Consider the following 16497-nt stretch of genomic DNA (forward strand, 5'->3'; position numbering starts at 1 on the left):
GCCAAGGCGCTGTCGGATCTGGTCGTTCTCGCAAGATGGAGCAAATCCTTTAAAGCCTCGTTAACGGCGCGGCGCCGGGGACCGCCTGTGGACGCTTTTGTGCCCCCGTGATTCGGCCCCCCAAGAGAAAAAACAGAGTCCTAGATTCTCTCTTTTCTTTTCGAAGGGGCCCGTGTGGGGATCGGCGCGCCTCGACTCGACAGGAGGCCCGCCGACGGGCATGCGGGATGACGGATACGGGATGGGAACGACGATGACGGGGACGGAGCGCAAGTCCGAGCGGAAGGTGCTGCGCGTCCTCGACGGGGAGGCGATCGGTCCGCCCCCCGCCTGGATGATGCGGCAGGCCGGCCGCTACCTGCCGGAATACCGGGCGACCCGCGCCGAGGCCGGCTCGTTCCTCGACCTCTGCTACAGCCCCGACTTCGCCGTCGAGGTGACGCTCCAGCCGATCCGGCGGTTCGGCTTCGATGCCGCGATCCTGTTCTCGGACATCCTGGTCGTGCCCCATGCGCTCGGTCAGGACGTGCGCTTCGTGGAGGGCGAGGGGCCGCGCCTCGATCCCCTCGACGGCCGGGAGGCCTTTTCGAAGCTGCGCGAGGCCGGCGACCCGGCGGTGATGACCCATCTCGCACCGGTCTTCGAGACGGTGACCCGGCTGCGCGCGGAACTGCCCGGCGAGACCACGCTGCTCGGCTTCTGCGGCGCCCCCTGGACGGTGGCGAGCTACATGATCGGCGGTCGCGGCACCCCGGACCTCGCCCCCGCGCGGGCGCTGGCCGAGGGCGACACGGCGCTGGTGGACGCGCTGATCGACCGCCTCGTCACGGTGCAGACCGATTACCTCGTGCGCCAGCTCGAGGCCGGCGCCGACGCCGTGCAGATCTTCGAGTCCCATGCCGGCACGCTGCCCCTCGCCGTGCCGACCTCCGACGGCACCGTCGAGCCCGTCGGCGACGTGGCGGAGAGCGCCCTGCCGGGCGCGCCCGCGGCGGACGCCCTCACCCGCTGGTCCCTGCAGCCGATCGCCCGGATGGTGGCGGGCGTCCGCGCCCGGGTGCCGGGCGCCAAGATCATCGTGTTCGCCCGCGGCTCGGGCCTCGACGGCCATGCCCGGGTGGTGCCGGAGACCGGCGCCGATGCCGTCGGCGTCGACTGGGGGGTGGACCTGAAGGCCCTGCGAGCGACGGTGCCGGCCACCACGGTGACGCAGGGCAACCTCCATCCCGAGACGCTGATCGAGGGCGGCGCGGCCCTCGACGCGGCGGTGGATGCCGTCCTGGAGGCGACCGCCGGCCGGCCGCACATCTTCAACCTCGGCCACGGCATCACGCCCCAGACGCCGGTGGCCCATGTCGAGCGGATGCTCGACCGGCTGCGCGGCCAGGGTTGAGGCTGCGCCCGTGCTGTACGACTGGATCAAGGCCGGCCACGTCATCAGCCTGATCGCCTGGATGGCGGGCATGCTCTACCTGCCGCGGCTGTTCGTCTACCATGCGAGCCTGCCGCCAGGCTCGGAGGCGCAGAGCGCGACCTTCAAGGTGATGGAGCGCCGCCTGCTCAAGGCGATCATGAACCCGGCCCTGATCGCCACCTGGCTGTTCGGGGTGGCGCTCGCCTGGATGAGCGGCTTCTATGCGAGCCCCTGGCTCCAGGCGAAGTTCGCGCTGGTCCTGGCGATGACCGGTATCCATGGCTGGCTCGCCCGGATGGTCAAGGATTTCGCCGCCGACCGGAACACCCGCGGTCATCGGTTCTACCGGGTGCTCAACGAGGTGCCGACGCTTCTCATGATCGGCATCGTCATCCTGGCGATCGTCAAGCCGGGCTTCTGATCCCGGTTCGATTCACCCGGCTGCCGCGCTGCGCGGAGCCTTTCCGCCGCCGGGCCGTTGCCTGGCCATGCCGAAGCCGCTCGTCCTCGCCCTGGCCCTCGCCGCCCTCGCGGCTCCGATCGCCGCCCCGGCTGCCCGGGCCGCGAGCTTCCCGTGCGACAGGGCCGAGGCTCCGGACGAGAAGGCGATCTGTGCCCATCTCCCGCTCAACGACCGGGACGTCGAGATGGCGACCCGGTTCGAGATCCTGAAGAGCGTGCTGCCCATGGGCGGCCAAGCCAAGCTGCGCGACGATCAGGAGGCGTGGCTGACGGAGCGGCGCGCCTGCAGCGGCGACGTCGCCTGCCTGACAGCCGCCTACGACGGGCGGCTCAAGGTGCTGCGCGGGGTGCTGTCCGAATTCGCCAAGCAGGGCCCGTAGCCGTCGCGGTGGTCCGCAAGGACACCACCACGACGGTCCGCCCTCCTCAGAGCCGCGCCAGCAGCCGCTCCGCCAGCGGGTTCTCGGCCGCGAAGGCATAGTCGACCCGCCGCACCGTCACGGCCCGCGCCCCCGCCTCGACCAGGGCGCCGGCGAGGTCGAACACCGCGCCCTCAGGGCAGCGCAGGACGATCTCGCCCTCCGGGCCCTTCGGGGCGCCGTAGGGCAGCTCGGCCTCGTGCAGGCCCGCCAGGGTGGCGAGGTCGATGGTGCCGCTCTCCGGCAGGGCGGCCCGCACCTCCCGGGTGGTCCGGGCGCGTTCCTCGGCGGCGATGCGGCCGAGCACGGTGCGGAGCGCCGCCCGCTGGCCCTCGCCCCAGGGCGCCTTCAGCGAGGCGACGAGGTTCGCCTCCGAGCGCAGGATGATGCCGTCGTCCAGCACCTTCAGGGCGTTGGCGGAGAGCGTCGCCCCCGTCGTGGTGATGTCGACCACGATCTCGGCCGAGCCCGCCGCCGGCGCCCCCTCGGTGGCGCCGAGGCTCTCGACGATCCGGTAATCGGCGACGCCCTTCTCGGCGAAGAACCGGCGGGTCAGGTTCACGTATTTGGTGGCGACCCGCAGGCGCCGCCCGTGGCGGGTGCGCATGCCGGCGGCGACCTCGTCGAGGTCGGACATGTCGCGCACGTCGATCCAGGCCTGGGGTACGGCGACCACCACGGTGGCGTTGCCGAAGCCCAGCGGCGTCAGCAGCTCCACTTGGCCGCGCACGTCCGGCAGGGTCTCGCGGATCAGGTCCTCGCCGGTGACGCCGAGATGGGCGGCGCCCGAGGCGAGCTGCGCGGCGATCTCGGAGGCCGAGAGGTAGCGCACCTCGACGTCGGGGACGCCGAGCAGCTTGCCCCGGTAGTCGCGGGCGCCGGCGCCCTGGGCGAGCTTCAGACCGGCCCGGCCGAAGAACGCGCTGGCGTTCTCCTGCAGGCGGCCCTTGGATGGCACGGCGAGGATCAGCGGCATGGCGGTCGCGTCCGAAGCACTCATCGGCCGGCTCCCGCCACGCGCGCGATCCAGAAGGTGCAGCCCACCGCGGGCAGGGGCGCCGGGCTGCCGAGATGGCCGAGCAGGCCGTCGTAACGGCCGCCGCCGACCAGGATCGGGCCCTGCCCTTCGGTCACCTCGAAGATGAAGCCGGTATAATAGTCGAGGTTGCGGGCGAAGCCGCCCTGGAAGCGGAACCGCTCGATCGGCAGCCCGCGGGCCGCGATGAAGCCGGTGCGCTCCTCGAACAGGTCGAGGGCGGCCGCGAGGGCGTCGTGGCGGATGCCCGCGTCGGCCACCAGCGCCCGCAGGTCGCGGGCGGCGGCATCCGGATGGCCGGCGATGGCCCGGTAGCGGTCGAGGAGGATGCGGTTCTCGGCGTTGAGCCCGGCCCCGCCATGGGCCTGCGCGGAGGCCTTGGCGAGGAAGCGCTCGGCGATCTCGCCGGCGCTGCGCCCGCCCACCGCCGAGATCCCGGCGATCGCCAGCACGTCCTCCACGAAGGCGCGCACGCCCCGCGGGTCCTGGCCCTGGATCGCCGCCAGCAGGCCCGCATGGGGATCCTCCGGGCGGGTCCCCTCGGCGCCGTTGGTGACCACGTCCAGCGAGCGCCCGGCGGCCAGCGCCCGGAGCGTCCGGCGCTTGGCGGCGGGCGGGACCGCGAGGCCGTCGAGGAGCGCCACGGTCAGCCCCATGTCGCCGAGCCGCACCGCCGGATCGGTCCGGCCGAACAGGGCGAGGCCCTCGAGGGCGAGACCCAGCACCTCGGCGTCGGCGGCCGGCGTGTCGGTGCGCCCGATCGACTCGATGCCGGCCTGGAAGAACTCGTCGGGCTCGTCGGCGGCGAGGCGGAAGACCGGACCGCAATAGCTGTAATCGGCCACCTGCCCGTCGGCCTCCGCCCGGTGGAGGCGACAGACGGGAATCGTGAATTCCGGCCGCAGGCACAGCTCGGCGCCGCCCGCATCCTGCGTGACGAAGATCCGCCGGCGGATGTCCTCGCCCGACAATTCGAGGAACGGCTCCAGCGGCTGCAGCACCGGCGGCGTCACGGGCCGATAGCCCGCCGCCGCCAGATGCGCGAGCAGCCGCGTGCGCGCCGCGTCCCCCGCCCCCGTCTCGCCTGCCTCCGGTCGTGTCATCGGATCCATCCTCGCGGGCGCTCTGTAGCAACCGTGGCCGGACTTGGCGACACGTCGCAGGGCGGTGCGGTGCGCAGGACTGCGCAGGTCCCCGTACCGCGGACCGATACGCGCTACGGCGCCACAGACTTCACCCGCTCGGAGCAGCCGCTCAGAGCGGCCGGCCGCCGCCGAGACGCGCCCCGCGGGGGCGCCGGACCGGCTTGCGGCGGGCGATCACGGTCAGGGCCGGCGCTCCGGCGATCCCGGCGCTCAGGACGGGGGCGCTGCCGGTCCCGGGGGTGGCCTGGGCGACGGCGCTCGGCAACCGGTCGAGGACCGGCCGGGCGGCCCAGACGGGGCCTGTCCCGGCGCAGATCAGGCCGGCCGACAGGATGAGGATCTTCGCGCGCATCCCGACATCTCCCCCGACCCCTCCACGGAACCGACCGAGGATAACGCCGCCGGAGCCGCCGCGTTCGACCTGCGCGCCTCAGGTCTCCGAAGCCGTGAAATGCCGGGCCAGCACGGCGCGGACCTGCGCCACCAGATCGGCCTCCGGACACGAGATCTGCGCGGGCCGCGCCGCCTTCCACTCGGCGTTGCTGGCGATGGATTCGGCCGCCTGGGCACCCGCGATCAGGTCCTTGATCTGGACCTCGCCGGCCAGACGCTCGTTCGAGCCCTGGATCACCGCCACGGGTGCGCGCCGGCGGTCGGCGTATTTCATCTGCGCCTTCATGCCGGCGGCGCCGAGGTAGAGCTCCGCCCGGATGCCGTCGGCGCGCAGGAGCGCCACCAGCCGCTGGTAATCGGCCATGTTCTCCCGGTCGAGGACCAGCACCACCACCGGCCCGGGCGCCTCGGCGCCGGCGAGCAGGGGGCTGCCCACGAGCTGCAGGGCCGAGAACAGCCGCGAGACGCCGATCGAGAAGCCGGTGGCCGGGACCGGCTCGGACCGGAACCGCCCGACGAGCCCGTCGTAGCGCCCGCCGCCCGCCACCGAGCCGAAGCGCACGGTCTGGCCGTCCTCGTTGGTGACCGGAAACGTCAGCTCGGCCTCGTAGACCGGGCCGGTATAGTATTCGAGGCCGCGCACCACGCTCGGATCGGCGCGGATCACGTCGTGGCCGTAGCCGGCGGCGGCGCAGAGGCGCATGATCGCGTGCAATTCGGCGATGCCCTCCCGGCCGGTCTCGGACTCGCCGACCGCGTCGTGCCAGCCGGCGAAGAACTTCTCCCAGAACGCCATCTTGTCGGCGCCGTCCCCGGCATCGGCCTGGAACGACACGTAGGCAAGGATCCGGCCGATCGCCGTCGCGTCGAGGCCCGCGCCCTTGGTGAAGTCGCCGCTCTCGTCCTTGCGGCCGGCGCCGAGGAGGTCGCGCACCCCGTCGACGCCGAGCCGGTCGAGCTTGTCGATCGCCCGCAGGACCGTCAGGCGCTGGCCGGCCTTGTCGGGACCGGCGAGCCCGATCGCCTCCATGACGCCGTCGAGCACCTTCCGGTTGTTGACCTTGACCACGTACTGGCCGCCGAGCCCGAGGCGGTTCAGCGTGTCGGCCATCAGCATGCAGGTCTCGGCATCGGCCGCGACGCTGCCGGCGCCCACGATGTCGGCGTCGAACTGCATGAACTGGCGGAAACGGCCCGGCCCCGGCTTCTCGTTGCGGAACACGTAGCCGGCCCGGTAGCTGCGATACGGCTTGGGCAGGGCGTCGTAGTTCTCGGCGACGAAGCGCGCGAGCGGCGCCGTCAGGTCGTAGCGGAGCGACAGCCACGCCTCGTCGTCGTCCTGGAACGAGAACACGCCCGCGTTCGGACGGTCGAGGTCGGGCAGGAACTTGCCGAGCGCCTCGGTGTACTCGACGAAGGGCGTCTCCAGGGCCTCGAAGCCGTAGAGTTCGAAGCTCTTGCGGATCGTCTCCAGCATCCGCCCCTGCGCGGCGATCTCACCGGCGCGCCGGTCGACGAAGCCGCGCGGCAGGCGGGGCTTCAAGGTCTCGGCCTTCTCGGCCTTGGGGGTGTCGGCCTTGGACATGTGCGCGCGTTCGCTTCTCGCGGACCCGGAGCCCGGGTCCGGCATCGGATCTTGAATCGTCTCCGCCGGGCGGAGAACCCTTGGCCGGGCTCTAAAGCATGCCGCGCGAAAGGGGAATTCGGTTGGCGGGGCTTCGATTGGCGGGGCTCAGTACGGCGCCGTCAGCTTGAGCCAGAGCAGGGCCGCGAGGCTCACCACGGCGATCGGCATCTGCAGCGGACGCAGGCGGGCATGCGCCAGCGGCACCTCGCCGGCGCGCGCCGCGATCGGGTCGAGGATCCCGATGGCGGCGTAGCCGAGGATCAGCATCGCCAGCGCCGGCACGGCCTTGCCCATCACCGCCGTGAACAGGCTGGCCAGCCCGAGACCGTACAGGATCAGCATCGTCACGAGCTGCGACACCTGCGGGCCGCCCTCGGTCCGGAAGCTGACGCCCCGGCGCACCCCGGCCAGGAACAGCAGGATCGAGGCCGCATAGAGCAGGGTGAACAGCGCCACCAGATAATCGAGGGGCTGGCCGTTCAGCCACCACGCCACCGCGGCCCCGACGGCGATCGGCACCATGGGGCCGAAGCCGAAGACGAGGTCGAGCCAGGGGATCCGGCGCGGCTCGCGCGTGGTGAGGGTGCGTCCGGTAGCGTCGTCGCGCATGGCGGTCAGGGGGGACTCTCGGTTGGACGGTCTGCTGCGCTGCAGCACCGGGACGGGGAACGGCCGCGCGCCGGCCCGGTTCCGATGACCCCGTCTGCGGGCTTGCCTCTCTAGCGCCGGCTCGGCGCCCCGGCGAGGCCCTTGCGGCCGGGCCTTTGCGGTCCCCGCGCCGGCATCCCGCGCCGGGCCCTTGAGTGCGGGCGAAAAAGGCGTTATCTCTACTGCGCCCTCATCACAAGGTCTGCGCCGCAGCGCGCCCGTGAGCCGCGAGGGTCCTGCCTCATCGGTTTCGCCAATCTGACCCCGGGCCCCTCGCCGCAGCGCGGCCCGCTCTTCGGCGCCCATCCCCCGGGTGCCTGGCACTGAACCGGCCCTCCCACCTCTTCCGTCGGTTGCAAGACACCCCATGACGCCAAACCCCGACGCCCTCGCCGACATCGAGACCGCGGAGCCGGCCGATGCGCCCACCATGCCCGCCGCCCTCGAGGGCGTCCGCGAGGTCAAGCTCCAGGACCTCAAGTCGAAGACGCCCACCGACCTGACGGCCTTCGCCGAGGAGGTCGAGGTCGAGAACGCCTCGACCATGCGCAAGCAGGAGCTGATGTTCGCCATCCTGAAGCAGCTCGCTGCCAAGGAGGTCGAGATCATCGGCTCGGGCACCGTCGAGGTGCTGCAGGACGGTTTCGGCTTCCTGCGCTCCTCCGACTCGAACTACCTGCCCGGCCCCGACGACATCTACATCTCGCCGACCCAGATCCGCCGCTTCGGCCTGCGCACCGGCGACACCGTCGAGGGCCCGATCCGCGGCCCCAAGGACGGCGAGCGCTACTTCGCGCTCCTCAAGGTCAACACGATCAACTTCGAGAACCCGGAGAAGATCAAGCACAAGGTCCACTTCGACAACCTGACGCCGCTCTTCCCGACCAAGCGGTTCAAGCTCGAGCTGGACAACCCGACCAAGAAGGATTTCTCCCCGCGGATCATCGACATCGTGGCGCCGATCGGAAAGGGCCAGCGCGCCCTGATCGTGGCGCCGCCGCGCACGGGTAAGACCGTGCTGATGCAGAACATCGCGCAGTCGATCACCCTCAATCACCCCGAGTGCTACCTGATCGTGCTGCTCATCGACGAGCGGCCCGAGGAGGTCACCGACATGCAGCGCTCGGTGAAGGGCGAGGTCATCGCCTCGACCTTCGACGAGCCGGCCACCCGCCACGTGCAGGTCGCCGAGATGGTGATCGAGAAGGCCAAGCGCCTCGTGGAGCACGGGCGCGACGTCGTGATCCTGCTCGACTCGATCACCCGCCTCGGCCGCGCCTACAACACCGTGGTGCCGTCCTCCGGCAAGGTGCTGACCGGCGGTGTCGACGCCAACGCCCTGCAGCGGCCCAAGCGCTTCTTCGGCGCGGCCCGCAACATCGAGGAGGGCGGCTCGCTCTCGATCATCGCCACCGCGCTCATCGACACCGGCTCGCGCATGGACGAGGTGATCTTCGAGGAGTTTAAGGGCACCGGCAACTCCGAGATCATCCTGGACCGCAAGGTCTCCGACAAGCGCATCTTCCCGGCGATCGACATCACCCGCTCCGGCACCCGCAAGGAGGAGCTGCTGGTCCCGCCGGATTCGCTCAAGAAGACTTACGTGCTGCGCCGCATCCTCAACCCGATGGGCGTCACCGACGCGATCGAGTTCCTGCTCGACAAGCTGCGCCAGACCAAGAGCAACAGCGACTTCTTCGACTCGATGAACACCTGAGGCGCCGGTTCAACGGGCATCCCAACCCGTCGCCTCCTCGGATGCGGCGCAGCCGCCTCGAAGGAGAGCTCCAGGGATCGCAGGGCATCCGGTGGCCTCCTTCGAGGCCTCCGCTGCGCTACGGCACCTCAGGATGAGGGGGAGGGTTGGAGGGCCGGTGTGCCTCTGTCCCGCCGCGGCACGGAAGCGACCGGCTCCGCGATGCGGCCGTTGACAGTCTCCTAACCCCTCCCTGCCAAGGTCCTCTTCGGGCGCCAGGTTGCGTATCGGCGCCGCGACAGCCCCGCCGGCCGGTCCATCCCGGCGGCGGGGCTCGTCGCAGCCCGGGCGATCCCCGGCTTGCACCGATCCCCGGATCCGTGACACTGGCGCGATGCTCCGCTCGCCCTGGACCGGTCCGGATCCGCTCCTCCTCGCCTCGACCAGCCCGACCCGGCGCCTCCTCCTGGAGAGCGCCGCCCTGCCGGTCGAGACCGCCGCCCCGGATGTCGACGAGCGCGCCCTGGAAGCGGAGTGCGCCGGCCTGTCCCCGCCCGACCTCGCCCTGGTGCTCGCCCGCGCGAAGGCGGAATCGGTGGCGGCGCGCCATCCCGGCCGGATCGTCATCGGCGCCGATCAGGTGCTCGATCTCGACGGCACCGTGTTCCACAAGCCGGCCGATGCGCAGGCCGCCCGGGCCCAGCTCGCCCGTCTGTCCGGCCGCACCCACGCCCTGCATTCCGCCGTGGTCCTGGCCGGGGCGGTGCAGGACGCCTTCGTGGAGACCGCCCGGCTGACCCTGCGCCCCCTCGATGAAAGGGCCATCGCGGCCTATGTGGGCTGTGCCGGCGAGGCACGGGTGCGGTCGAGCGTCGGCGGCTACCAGCTCGAAGGGCCTGGGATCCACCTGTTCGAATCGGTCGTGGGCGACCACAGCACCGTGCTGGGCCTGCCGCTGCTGCCGCTCCTCGCCCGCCTGCGCGGGGCCGGGGTTCTGGATTTTTGAGGGAGCCTCCCCTTGGCCGGGCATGACCATTCCCACGACGGCCATTCCCACGACGGCCACGCTCACGGAGGCCATTTTCACGGAGGCCATGCCCATGGCGGCCACGGCGGCCACGCGCACGTGCCGAAGGATTTCGGCACGGCCTTCGCCATCGGCATCGTCCTCAACACCGCCTTCGTGGTGATCGAGGCGGCCTACGGCTATCTCAGCAACTCCATGTCCCTGGTGGCCGATGCCGGCCACAACCTCTCGGACGTTCTGGGCCTCGCGGCGGCCTGGATCGCCGCCCTGCTGGTGCGCCGCCGCGCCACCGCGCGCTTCACCTACGGCTATCGCGGCTCCTCGATCCTGGCCGCCCTGTTCAACGCCGTGGTCCTGCTGATCGCCATGGGGGCGGTGATCTGGGAGGCGCTGGTCCGGCTGGTCCATCCGGAGCCGGTCGCGGGCACGACCGTGATGGTGGTGGCCGCGGTGGGAATCCTAGTCAACGGCCTCACCGCGTGGCTCTTCGTCAGCGGCGCCAAGGGCGACATCAACGTCCGCGGGGCGTTCCTCCACATGGCGGCCGACGCCGCCGTCTCGGCCGGGGTCGTGATCGCGGGCCTCGTGATCCAGCTCACCGGCTTCGCCTGGCTCGACCCGGCGGTCAGCCTCGTCATCGCGGCTCTGGTCGTCTGGGCGACCTGGGGCCTGCTGCGCGACAGCGTGGCGATGTCCCTCGACGCCGTGCCGCCGCAGATCTCTCCCGATGCCGTGACCGGCTTCCTCCTCGGACGGCCCGGCGTTGCCGGCCTGCACGACCTGCATATCTGGCCCATGAGCACCACCAGCATCGCCCTGACCGTCCATCTCGTGATGGCGGAGGGGCATCAGGCTCACGGCCACCCCGGCAACGGCTTCCTCAACGAGACCGCCGAGGGCCTGCGCACCCGGTTCGGCATCGGCCACGCGACTTTGCAGATCGAGGAGGCCGGCGGCCCGGCCTGCCGCCTCGCGCAGGATTGCGCGGCATGAGCGTCGCGAATCCCCGCGCCTTCGTGGTCGGCCACCCGATCGCCCATTCGCGCTCGCCGCTGATCCACGGTTACTGGCTCGCCGCGCACGGGATCCCGGGCTCCTACGAGCGGCTCGACGTGCCGCCGGCGGCGTTTCCGGACTTCATCCGCGCCCTGCCGGATTCGGGCTTCCGGGGCGGCAACGTCACGATCCCCCACAAGGAGGCGGCGTTCGCGCTGGCCGACACCCTGACGCCGCGGGCCAAGGCGATCGGCGCGGTGAACACCCTGGTGGTCGAGCCCGACGGGCGGATCCGCGGCGACAACACCGACGCGCCGGGCTTCTGCGCCCATCTCGACCACACCTTAGGCGCAGCCTGGCCGGCGCGGGCGGGCGGCACCGCTCTGGTGCTCGGCGCCGGCGGCGCCGCGCGGGCGATCGTGGTCGGGCTGGCCGAGCGGGGCCTGCGGCGCATCTGGGTCGCCAACCGCACCGCGGCCCGGGCCGAGGCGGTGGCGGCGCTCGCGTCGGGCATCGGCGCGGCGCTCGCCTGGGACGACCTGCCGGCGGCGCTCGCCGGGACCGGTCTCCTGGTCAACACCACGTCCCTCGGCATGAAGGGCCAGCCGCCCCTCGCCATCGACCTGTCGCCCCTGCCGGCGGAGGCGGCCGTGGCCGACATCGTCTACGCACCCCTGGAGACGGAGCTCCTCGCGGCGGCGCGCCGCCGGGGGCTCGCGGCCGTGGACGGGCTCGGCATGCTGCTGCACCAGGCGGTGCCGGGCTTCGAGGCGTGGTTCGGCCCGCGCCCCGCCGTCACCCCTGCGCTGCGCGACCGGATCGTGGCGGATCTCGCCGGATGACCCCGAAGGCCGGATCCGGACCCGTCATCCTCGGGCTCACCGGCTCGATCGGCATGGGCAAGTCCGCCACCGCCCGGATGTTCGCCGACCGCGGCGTCCCGGTTCACGACGCCGACGCCGCGGTCCACGCCCTCTACGGGCCCGGAGGCGCGGCCGCCGCGGCGATCGGCGCGGCCTTTCCCGGCGTGCTCGACGGCGACGGCGGCGTCGACCGGACGCGGCTGCGCGCCGCGGTGCTCGACGCGCCCGACCGGATGGCGGCGCTGGAGGCCATCGTCCATCCCCTGGTCCGGGCGGCCAGCACGGACTTCCTGGCGCGGCACGCGGCGGCGCCGCTGGTCGTCCTCGACATCCCGCTCCTCTACGAGACCGGCGGCGCGGGCCGCTGCGACGCGGTCGTGGTGGTGAGCGCCCCGCCCGAGATCCAGCGCGCCCGGGTGCTCGCCCGCCCCGGCATGACCGAGGCGGCCTTCGCGGCGATCCTGGCCAAGCAGATGCCCGACGCCGAGAAGCGCGCCCGGGCGGATTTCGTCATCGACACGAGCCGGGGTTTTCCCGCCGCCGAGGCCGAGGTGGCGCGGATCGTCGAGCGCCTCACGGCGCATCGTGCGGAGCCGCACCACGGCACCGGATGACATGCCCGCGCGGATGAATATCTGCGGTTGCGTTCCGGGGGGAACACGAACGGCAGGATGGACGTGATGGCACGGCACTCCGGCGGGATGGATCCGGTCCGGTCCGGCGGCCTCGGGGCCGCGACCCTTCTCGTGCTGCTGGCGGCCATGCCCGCGCAGGCCCAGTACGCCGCCAGCTGCCCCCCACCGAAGAAGTTCGCGGCCGGCGCCTGCGTCACCGCCTGTCCGGGCGGCTACGAGGACCGGGGACCCGTCTGCGTCTACCGCAACACGTCCCGCTGAGGCGCACGGGAGCTTAACCCCTCCGCCTTATCCGGCTAGGGTCCGCCCCCACCCCGCGAGTCGCGAGACCCATGCTGCGCGAGATCGTCCTCGACACCGAGACCACCGGCACGGAGGCGAAGGGAGGCGACCGGCTGATCGAGATCGGCGCGGTGGAACTCCTCAACCACATCCCCACCGGCCGGAGCTTCCACCGCTATTGCAACCCGCAGCGGGCGGTCTCCGAGGGGGCATTCAATGTCCACGGCCTGTCCGACGCGTTCCTGTCCGACAAGCCGGTCTTCGCGGAGATCGTCGGCGAGCTGCTGGCCTTCCTGGCCGACGGACGCCTCGTCATCCACAACGCGCCCTTCGACGTCGGCTTCCTCAACATGGAATACGCCCGGCTCGGCGCGAACGCCCCGCCCCCGATCCGGCTGGAGGACGTGGTCGACACCCTGCCGATGGCCCGGCGCAAGCATCCGGGCGCGGCCAACAACCTCGACGCCCTCTGCAGCCGCTACGGCATCGACAACACCCGGCGCACCAAGCACGGGGCGCTCCTCGACGCGCAGATCCTGGCCGAGGTCTATGTCGAGCTCCTCGGGGGCAAGCAGACCAGCCTCGGGCTCTTGGACGCGGAGCAAGCCGCCCCGGTGGCCGGATCTTCCGTCCAGGCCGTGGCCCCCGTGGCGCCCCGTCCCTACCGGAGCCGTCTTACCGATGCGGAGCGCGCCCGCCACGACGGCTTCCGCGCGAGCCTCGGTCCTGCCGCGATCTGGGCCGACTATATCGGGGCGGACGATCCCGTCTGATCCGGCGGTCTGATCCCTAAGCCTGCTGCGCGGCGCCGACGGTTGTCGCATTGCACAGGGGCGTTTATTGCAATGCACAAAACATCCTCGACACATCATCTCGCAAGATGGTGAGGGTCGGCTCATGCGATGCCCGTGCGGTGGCGCAGGCGCATCGGGTCCGGCCGTGACAGAGACATTGAGGCAGTGAGGCGCGCACGCATGACCGAGAATTTCGGCAGTCGCGACGGACAGCGCGACGACAAGACCGGCCTGTCGCCCTTCGCCGACATGATCGAGGCCACCCGTCTGACCGGCCTCGGCCGGCTCGAGGAGGCGACCGCCCTGATCCAGCGCAGCCTAGCCGGCCAGAGGGCCGCACCCGCTGAACACGCGTCGACAGACTCTTCCCCGCACCACGCCGATCCGTCGGCCGTGCCGCAGATTCCCGCAGCGGAATCCGGGACGCGGATGCGCGAGGTGGTGGGGCAGGTCGTGCGCGGCCTTGCACCGGTGCTGAAGGGCCTGGGCAACCCGCTGCGGCACCCCGCTCCGCCGCCCGCCGACCGGGGGGGCGGGACCGGGGGCCGCTTCGTCGCCCTGACCCATGCCGAGCCCGCCGGCACCCGCGAGTACAAGCTGTTCATCCCGAGCCATCCGGACGCGGCCGCGCCGCTGATCGTGATGCTGCATGGCTGCACGCAGAATCCGGACGATTTCGCCGCCGGCACCGGCATGAACACCCTCGCCGAGCGCGCCGGCGTGTTCGTGGCCTACCCGGCCCAGAGCCGTCAGGCCCATGCCCAGCGCTGCTGGAACTGGTACGAGCCCCGGGACCAGGGCCGGGGCACGGGCGAGCCGGCGATCATCGCGGGCCTCGCCCGCGCCATCATGGCGGAGCACCCGATCGACCGGGCCCGGGTCTACATCGCCGGCCTGTCGGCGGGGGGCGCCGCCGCCCTGAACATCGCCCGCGCCTATCCCGACCTCTTCGCCGCCGTCGGCGTGCATTCCGGCCTCGCGGCCGGCTGCGCCCGGGATCTCGGCTCGGCGCTGATGGCCATGCAGGTCGGCGCCCCGGGCCTCGGCACCGCCACGGCTTTCGGCAGCCCGGCCCCGGCCACCCGCGTGCCGACGATCATCTTCCACGGCGAGGACGACGGCACGGTGAGCGTGCGCAACGCCGATCAGGTTCTGGCCCAGGCGCACGTCGCCGGTCTGATCGCCCGGTCCGAGACCTTCGAGGGCCGCGGCCACCCCTTCACCCGCACCCGCTACCGGGACGAGGCGGGCCGGGTCGTGGTCGAGGATTGGCGGGTGCGCGGCGCCGGCCATGCCTGGTCCGGGGGCCGCCCCGACGGCAGCTACACGGACCCCGAGGGGCCCGACGCGTCCCGGGCGATGCTCGACTTCTTCGCCGAGCACCGGCTGGGACCGGCCCGGCGCCCGTAAGGGGTTTCCCCAAGGGCCGCGCACTCTGGCGGGTTGTCAGGGCGCGGCCCTGCTGTATCGCAGGGCTTTGCCCTGCACCCACAAAAGGTCCCGGACCTTTTGAATCCAGGACCTTCCAGGACCTTCCATGACCGCGACCGCCACCCCCGCGCCGATCCCGACCCTCCAGGGTCTCGCCGAGGTCGCCGACCGGTACGACCTGATCCTCTGCGACGTCTGGGGCGTGCTGCATGACGGCCAGAAGGCCCACGAGGCCGCCGGCGAGGCGCTGATCCGCTTCCGTGGCCTTCCGGGGGCGCGGCCCCGCCGGGTCGTCCTCGTCTCGAACGCGCCCCGGCCCGGCGACGGCGTCGGCCGCATCCTCGACCGGTTCGGCGTGCCGCGGGAGGCCTACGACGCGATCCTGACCTCGGGCGACCTCACCCACGACCTGATCGCCGCGCGCCCGGGCGCCCGGATCCGGCATCTCGGACCGGAGCGCGACCTCGGCATCTTCCAGGGGCTCGACCTCAGCCTCGTCCCGGAATCGGAGGCCGACCTCGTCGTCTGCACCGGCCTGTTCGACGACCGCAGCGAGACCCCGGACGATTACCGGCCGGAGCTGGAGCGTCTGGCCGCCCGCGGGCTGACCATGATCTGTGCCAATCCCGACCTCGTCGTAGAGAGCGGCAACCGCCTGATCCCCTGCGCGGGCCTGCTCGCGGCGGCCTATGCGGAGATCGGCGGCCCCGTGGTCTATGCCGGCAAGCCGCACCGCCCGGTCTACGAGGCGGCCCTCGCCAAGGGGGCTGCCCTCACCGGGGCCCCGGTGGATCCGGCGCGGGTCCTGGCGATCGGCGACGCGATCCGCACCGACATCGCGGGCGCCCGCGGCTTCGGCATCGCCAGCGTGCTGGTGGCCCGGGGCATCCACGCGGAGGAACTCGGCGTCACGGCCGCGCATCACCGCCTGGGCGACGTGGCCGAGTGGCTCGGCCGGCAGGCGGTGCATCCGGACGGGGTGATCGAGCGGCTGGTCTGGTAGCGCCCTTCCGGACCTCGGCGTATTGCCGTCAGTCCAACTCTCTGAAATCCGCGACAAGCTTGACACCGCGCGGGAAATTGCGTGGATTTACGGGCGTGAATCGATCCCGCGTCCAACAATCAGCTCCGACATTCGCTTCGCTCGTCATGCGATTCGACCGGGAGACCTGTCCGGCTGCGGTGCTTTCGACGATCGGGGCCGGTGAGACGGCGGGTCTTGCGTGACCCTGGTCTCCGGACTGCCGGACTTCCTGCTCTATCTCGGCACCGCGACCGGACTGATCGGCCTCTACCTGCTGATCTACACCCTCGCCACCGCGCATAACGAGGTCGCGCTGATCCGCCGGGACGTGACGGCTGCGGCCATCGCGCTGGGCGGAAGCCTGCTCGGCTTCACCCTGCCGCTGGCGGTGGCGATCTACAACGCACGGTCCCTGCTCGACTGCCTGATCTGGGGCCTGATCGCCCTCGTGATCCAGATCGCGATCTACTGGCTCGTGCGCCTTGCGGTGCCGGACCTGTCGCGGCGCATCGAGGAGGATCGCGCCGCCGCCGCGCTCCTCCTCGGCGCGGCCTCGCTGGCGGGCGGCGTCGTGAACGCCGCCGCGATGACCTATTGAGCGGCCG

At 72.0% G+C, this 16497-nt stretch carries 18 protein-coding genes; 13 read left to right on the forward strand and 5 right to left on the reverse strand.

Translation table 11 applies throughout. The features are described from left to right. The first annotated feature begins 241 nt into the window (after positions 1-241). The 3 genes from A3862_RS10120 to A3862_RS10130 all read left to right on the forward strand — a co-directional run bounded on the left by A3862_RS10120 (position 242) and on the right by A3862_RS10130 (position 2256). Positions 242-1393 carry a uroporphyrinogen decarboxylase gene (locus A3862_RS10120; RefSeq protein WP_043759592.1) on the forward strand — a complete coding sequence of 384 codons (1152 nt, stop codon included), beginning with the start codon at positions 242-244 and terminating at the stop codon, positions 1391-1393. Positions 1394-1403: 10 nt separating this feature from the next. Further along, entirely contained in the window at positions 1404-1835 is a 432-nt protein-coding gene (gene hemJ, locus A3862_RS10125) for a protoporphyrinogen oxidase HemJ (protein ID WP_043346260.1), read from the forward strand. Between the two features lie 67 nt (positions 1836-1902). Next, the gene (locus tag A3862_RS10130) at positions 1903-2256 is read left to right on the forward strand and encodes a lysozyme inhibitor LprI family protein (protein ID WP_043386172.1); all 354 of its coding nucleotides are present in this window, start codon (positions 1903-1905) and stop codon (positions 2254-2256) included. 46 nt (positions 2257-2302) lie between these two features. Here the strand turns inward: A3862_RS10130 and hisG are convergent, their stop codons facing one another. From hisG to A3862_RS10155, 5 genes are all read right to left on the reverse strand, one after another. After that, on the reverse strand, positions 2303-3295 hold the full coding sequence (hisG, locus tag A3862_RS10135; protein WP_043386169.1) for an ATP phosphoribosyltransferase: 993 nt from the start codon (positions 3293-3295) through the stop codon (positions 2303-2305). Next, on the reverse strand, positions 3292-4434 hold the full coding sequence (locus A3862_RS10140; protein WP_043759589.1) for an ATP phosphoribosyltransferase regulatory subunit: 1143 nt from the start codon (positions 4432-4434) through the stop codon (positions 3292-3294). The genes hisG and A3862_RS10140 overlap by 4 nt, the downstream gene beginning before the upstream one ends. Before the next feature lie 151 nt (positions 4435-4585). Then, positions 4586-4828 (reverse strand): hypothetical protein, encoded by a 243-nt coding sequence (locus A3862_RS10145; RefSeq protein WP_043353874.1) that lies wholly within the window; start codon positions 4826-4828, stop codon positions 4586-4588. A gap of 78 nt (positions 4829-4906) precedes the next feature. Continuing rightward, complete coding sequence (hisS, locus tag A3862_RS10150) at positions 4907-6454, reverse strand: histidine--tRNA ligase (RefSeq protein WP_043759587.1); 1548 nt, start codon at positions 6452-6454, stop codon at positions 4907-4909. Between the two features lie 147 nt (positions 6455-6601). Continuing rightward, positions 6602-7105 (reverse strand): DUF3429 domain-containing protein, encoded by a 504-nt coding sequence (locus tag A3862_RS10155; protein WP_043353871.1) that lies wholly within the window; start codon positions 7103-7105, stop codon positions 6602-6604. A 406-nt stretch (positions 7106-7511) separates the two neighbouring features. On the opposite strand from A3862_RS10155, the gene rho reads away from it, so the two are divergent. From rho to A3862_RS10205, 10 genes are all read left to right on the forward strand, one after another. Beyond that, positions 7512-8861 (forward strand): transcription termination factor Rho, encoded by a 1350-nt coding sequence (gene rho / locus A3862_RS10160; protein WP_043386160.1) that lies wholly within the window; start codon positions 7512-7514, stop codon positions 8859-8861. 373 nt (positions 8862-9234) lie between these two features. Beyond that, positions 9235-9846 (forward strand): Maf family nucleotide pyrophosphatase, encoded by a 612-nt coding sequence (locus tag A3862_RS10165; protein ID WP_043353868.1) that lies wholly within the window; start codon positions 9235-9237, stop codon positions 9844-9846. Positions 9847-9858: 12 nt separating this feature from the next. Continuing rightward, entirely contained in the window at positions 9859-10860 is a 1002-nt protein-coding gene (locus tag A3862_RS10170) for a cation diffusion facilitator family transporter (RefSeq protein WP_043759585.1), read from the forward strand. Then, positions 10857-11705: a shikimate dehydrogenase gene (locus A3862_RS10175; protein WP_043759584.1), complete on the forward strand. Its 849-nt coding sequence runs from the start codon at positions 10857-10859 to the stop codon at positions 11703-11705. Before A3862_RS10170 ends, A3862_RS10175 begins: the two co-directional genes overlap by 4 nt. Continuing rightward, complete coding sequence (gene coaE / locus A3862_RS10180) at positions 11702-12340, forward strand: dephospho-CoA kinase (protein WP_043759582.1); 639 nt, start codon at positions 11702-11704, stop codon at positions 12338-12340. Before A3862_RS10175 ends, coaE begins: the two co-directional genes overlap by 4 nt. 66 nt (positions 12341-12406) lie before the next feature. Continuing rightward, entirely contained in the window at positions 12407-12622 is a 216-nt protein-coding gene (locus A3862_RS10185; protein WP_043353881.1) for a hypothetical protein, read from the forward strand. Between the two features lie 71 nt (positions 12623-12693). Further along, complete coding sequence (gene dnaQ / locus A3862_RS10190; protein WP_043759580.1) at positions 12694-13416, forward strand: DNA polymerase III subunit epsilon; 723 nt, start codon at positions 12694-12696, stop codon at positions 13414-13416. Positions 13417-13617: 201 nt separating this feature from the next. Continuing rightward, complete coding sequence (locus A3862_RS10195) at positions 13618-14847, forward strand: extracellular catalytic domain type 1 short-chain-length polyhydroxyalkanoate depolymerase (protein ID WP_051044910.1); 1230 nt, start codon at positions 13618-13620, stop codon at positions 14845-14847. 127 nt (positions 14848-14974) lie between these two features. Next, a complete protein-coding gene (locus A3862_RS10200) occupies positions 14975-15871 on the forward strand; it encodes a TIGR01459 family HAD-type hydrolase (RefSeq protein WP_043759579.1) in 897 nt (298 codons plus the stop codon). 220 nt (positions 15872-16091) lie between these two features. Beyond that, complete coding sequence (locus A3862_RS10205; protein ID WP_043353858.1) at positions 16092-16490, forward strand: DUF350 domain-containing protein; 399 nt, start codon at positions 16092-16094, stop codon at positions 16488-16490. Positions 16491-16497: the final 7 nt, after the last annotated feature.

It is taken from the genome of Methylobacterium sp. XJLW (genome assembly GCF_003254375.1).
Lineage (GTDB): Bacteria > Pseudomonadota > Alphaproteobacteria > Rhizobiales > Beijerinckiaceae > Methylobacterium > Methylobacterium fujisawaense.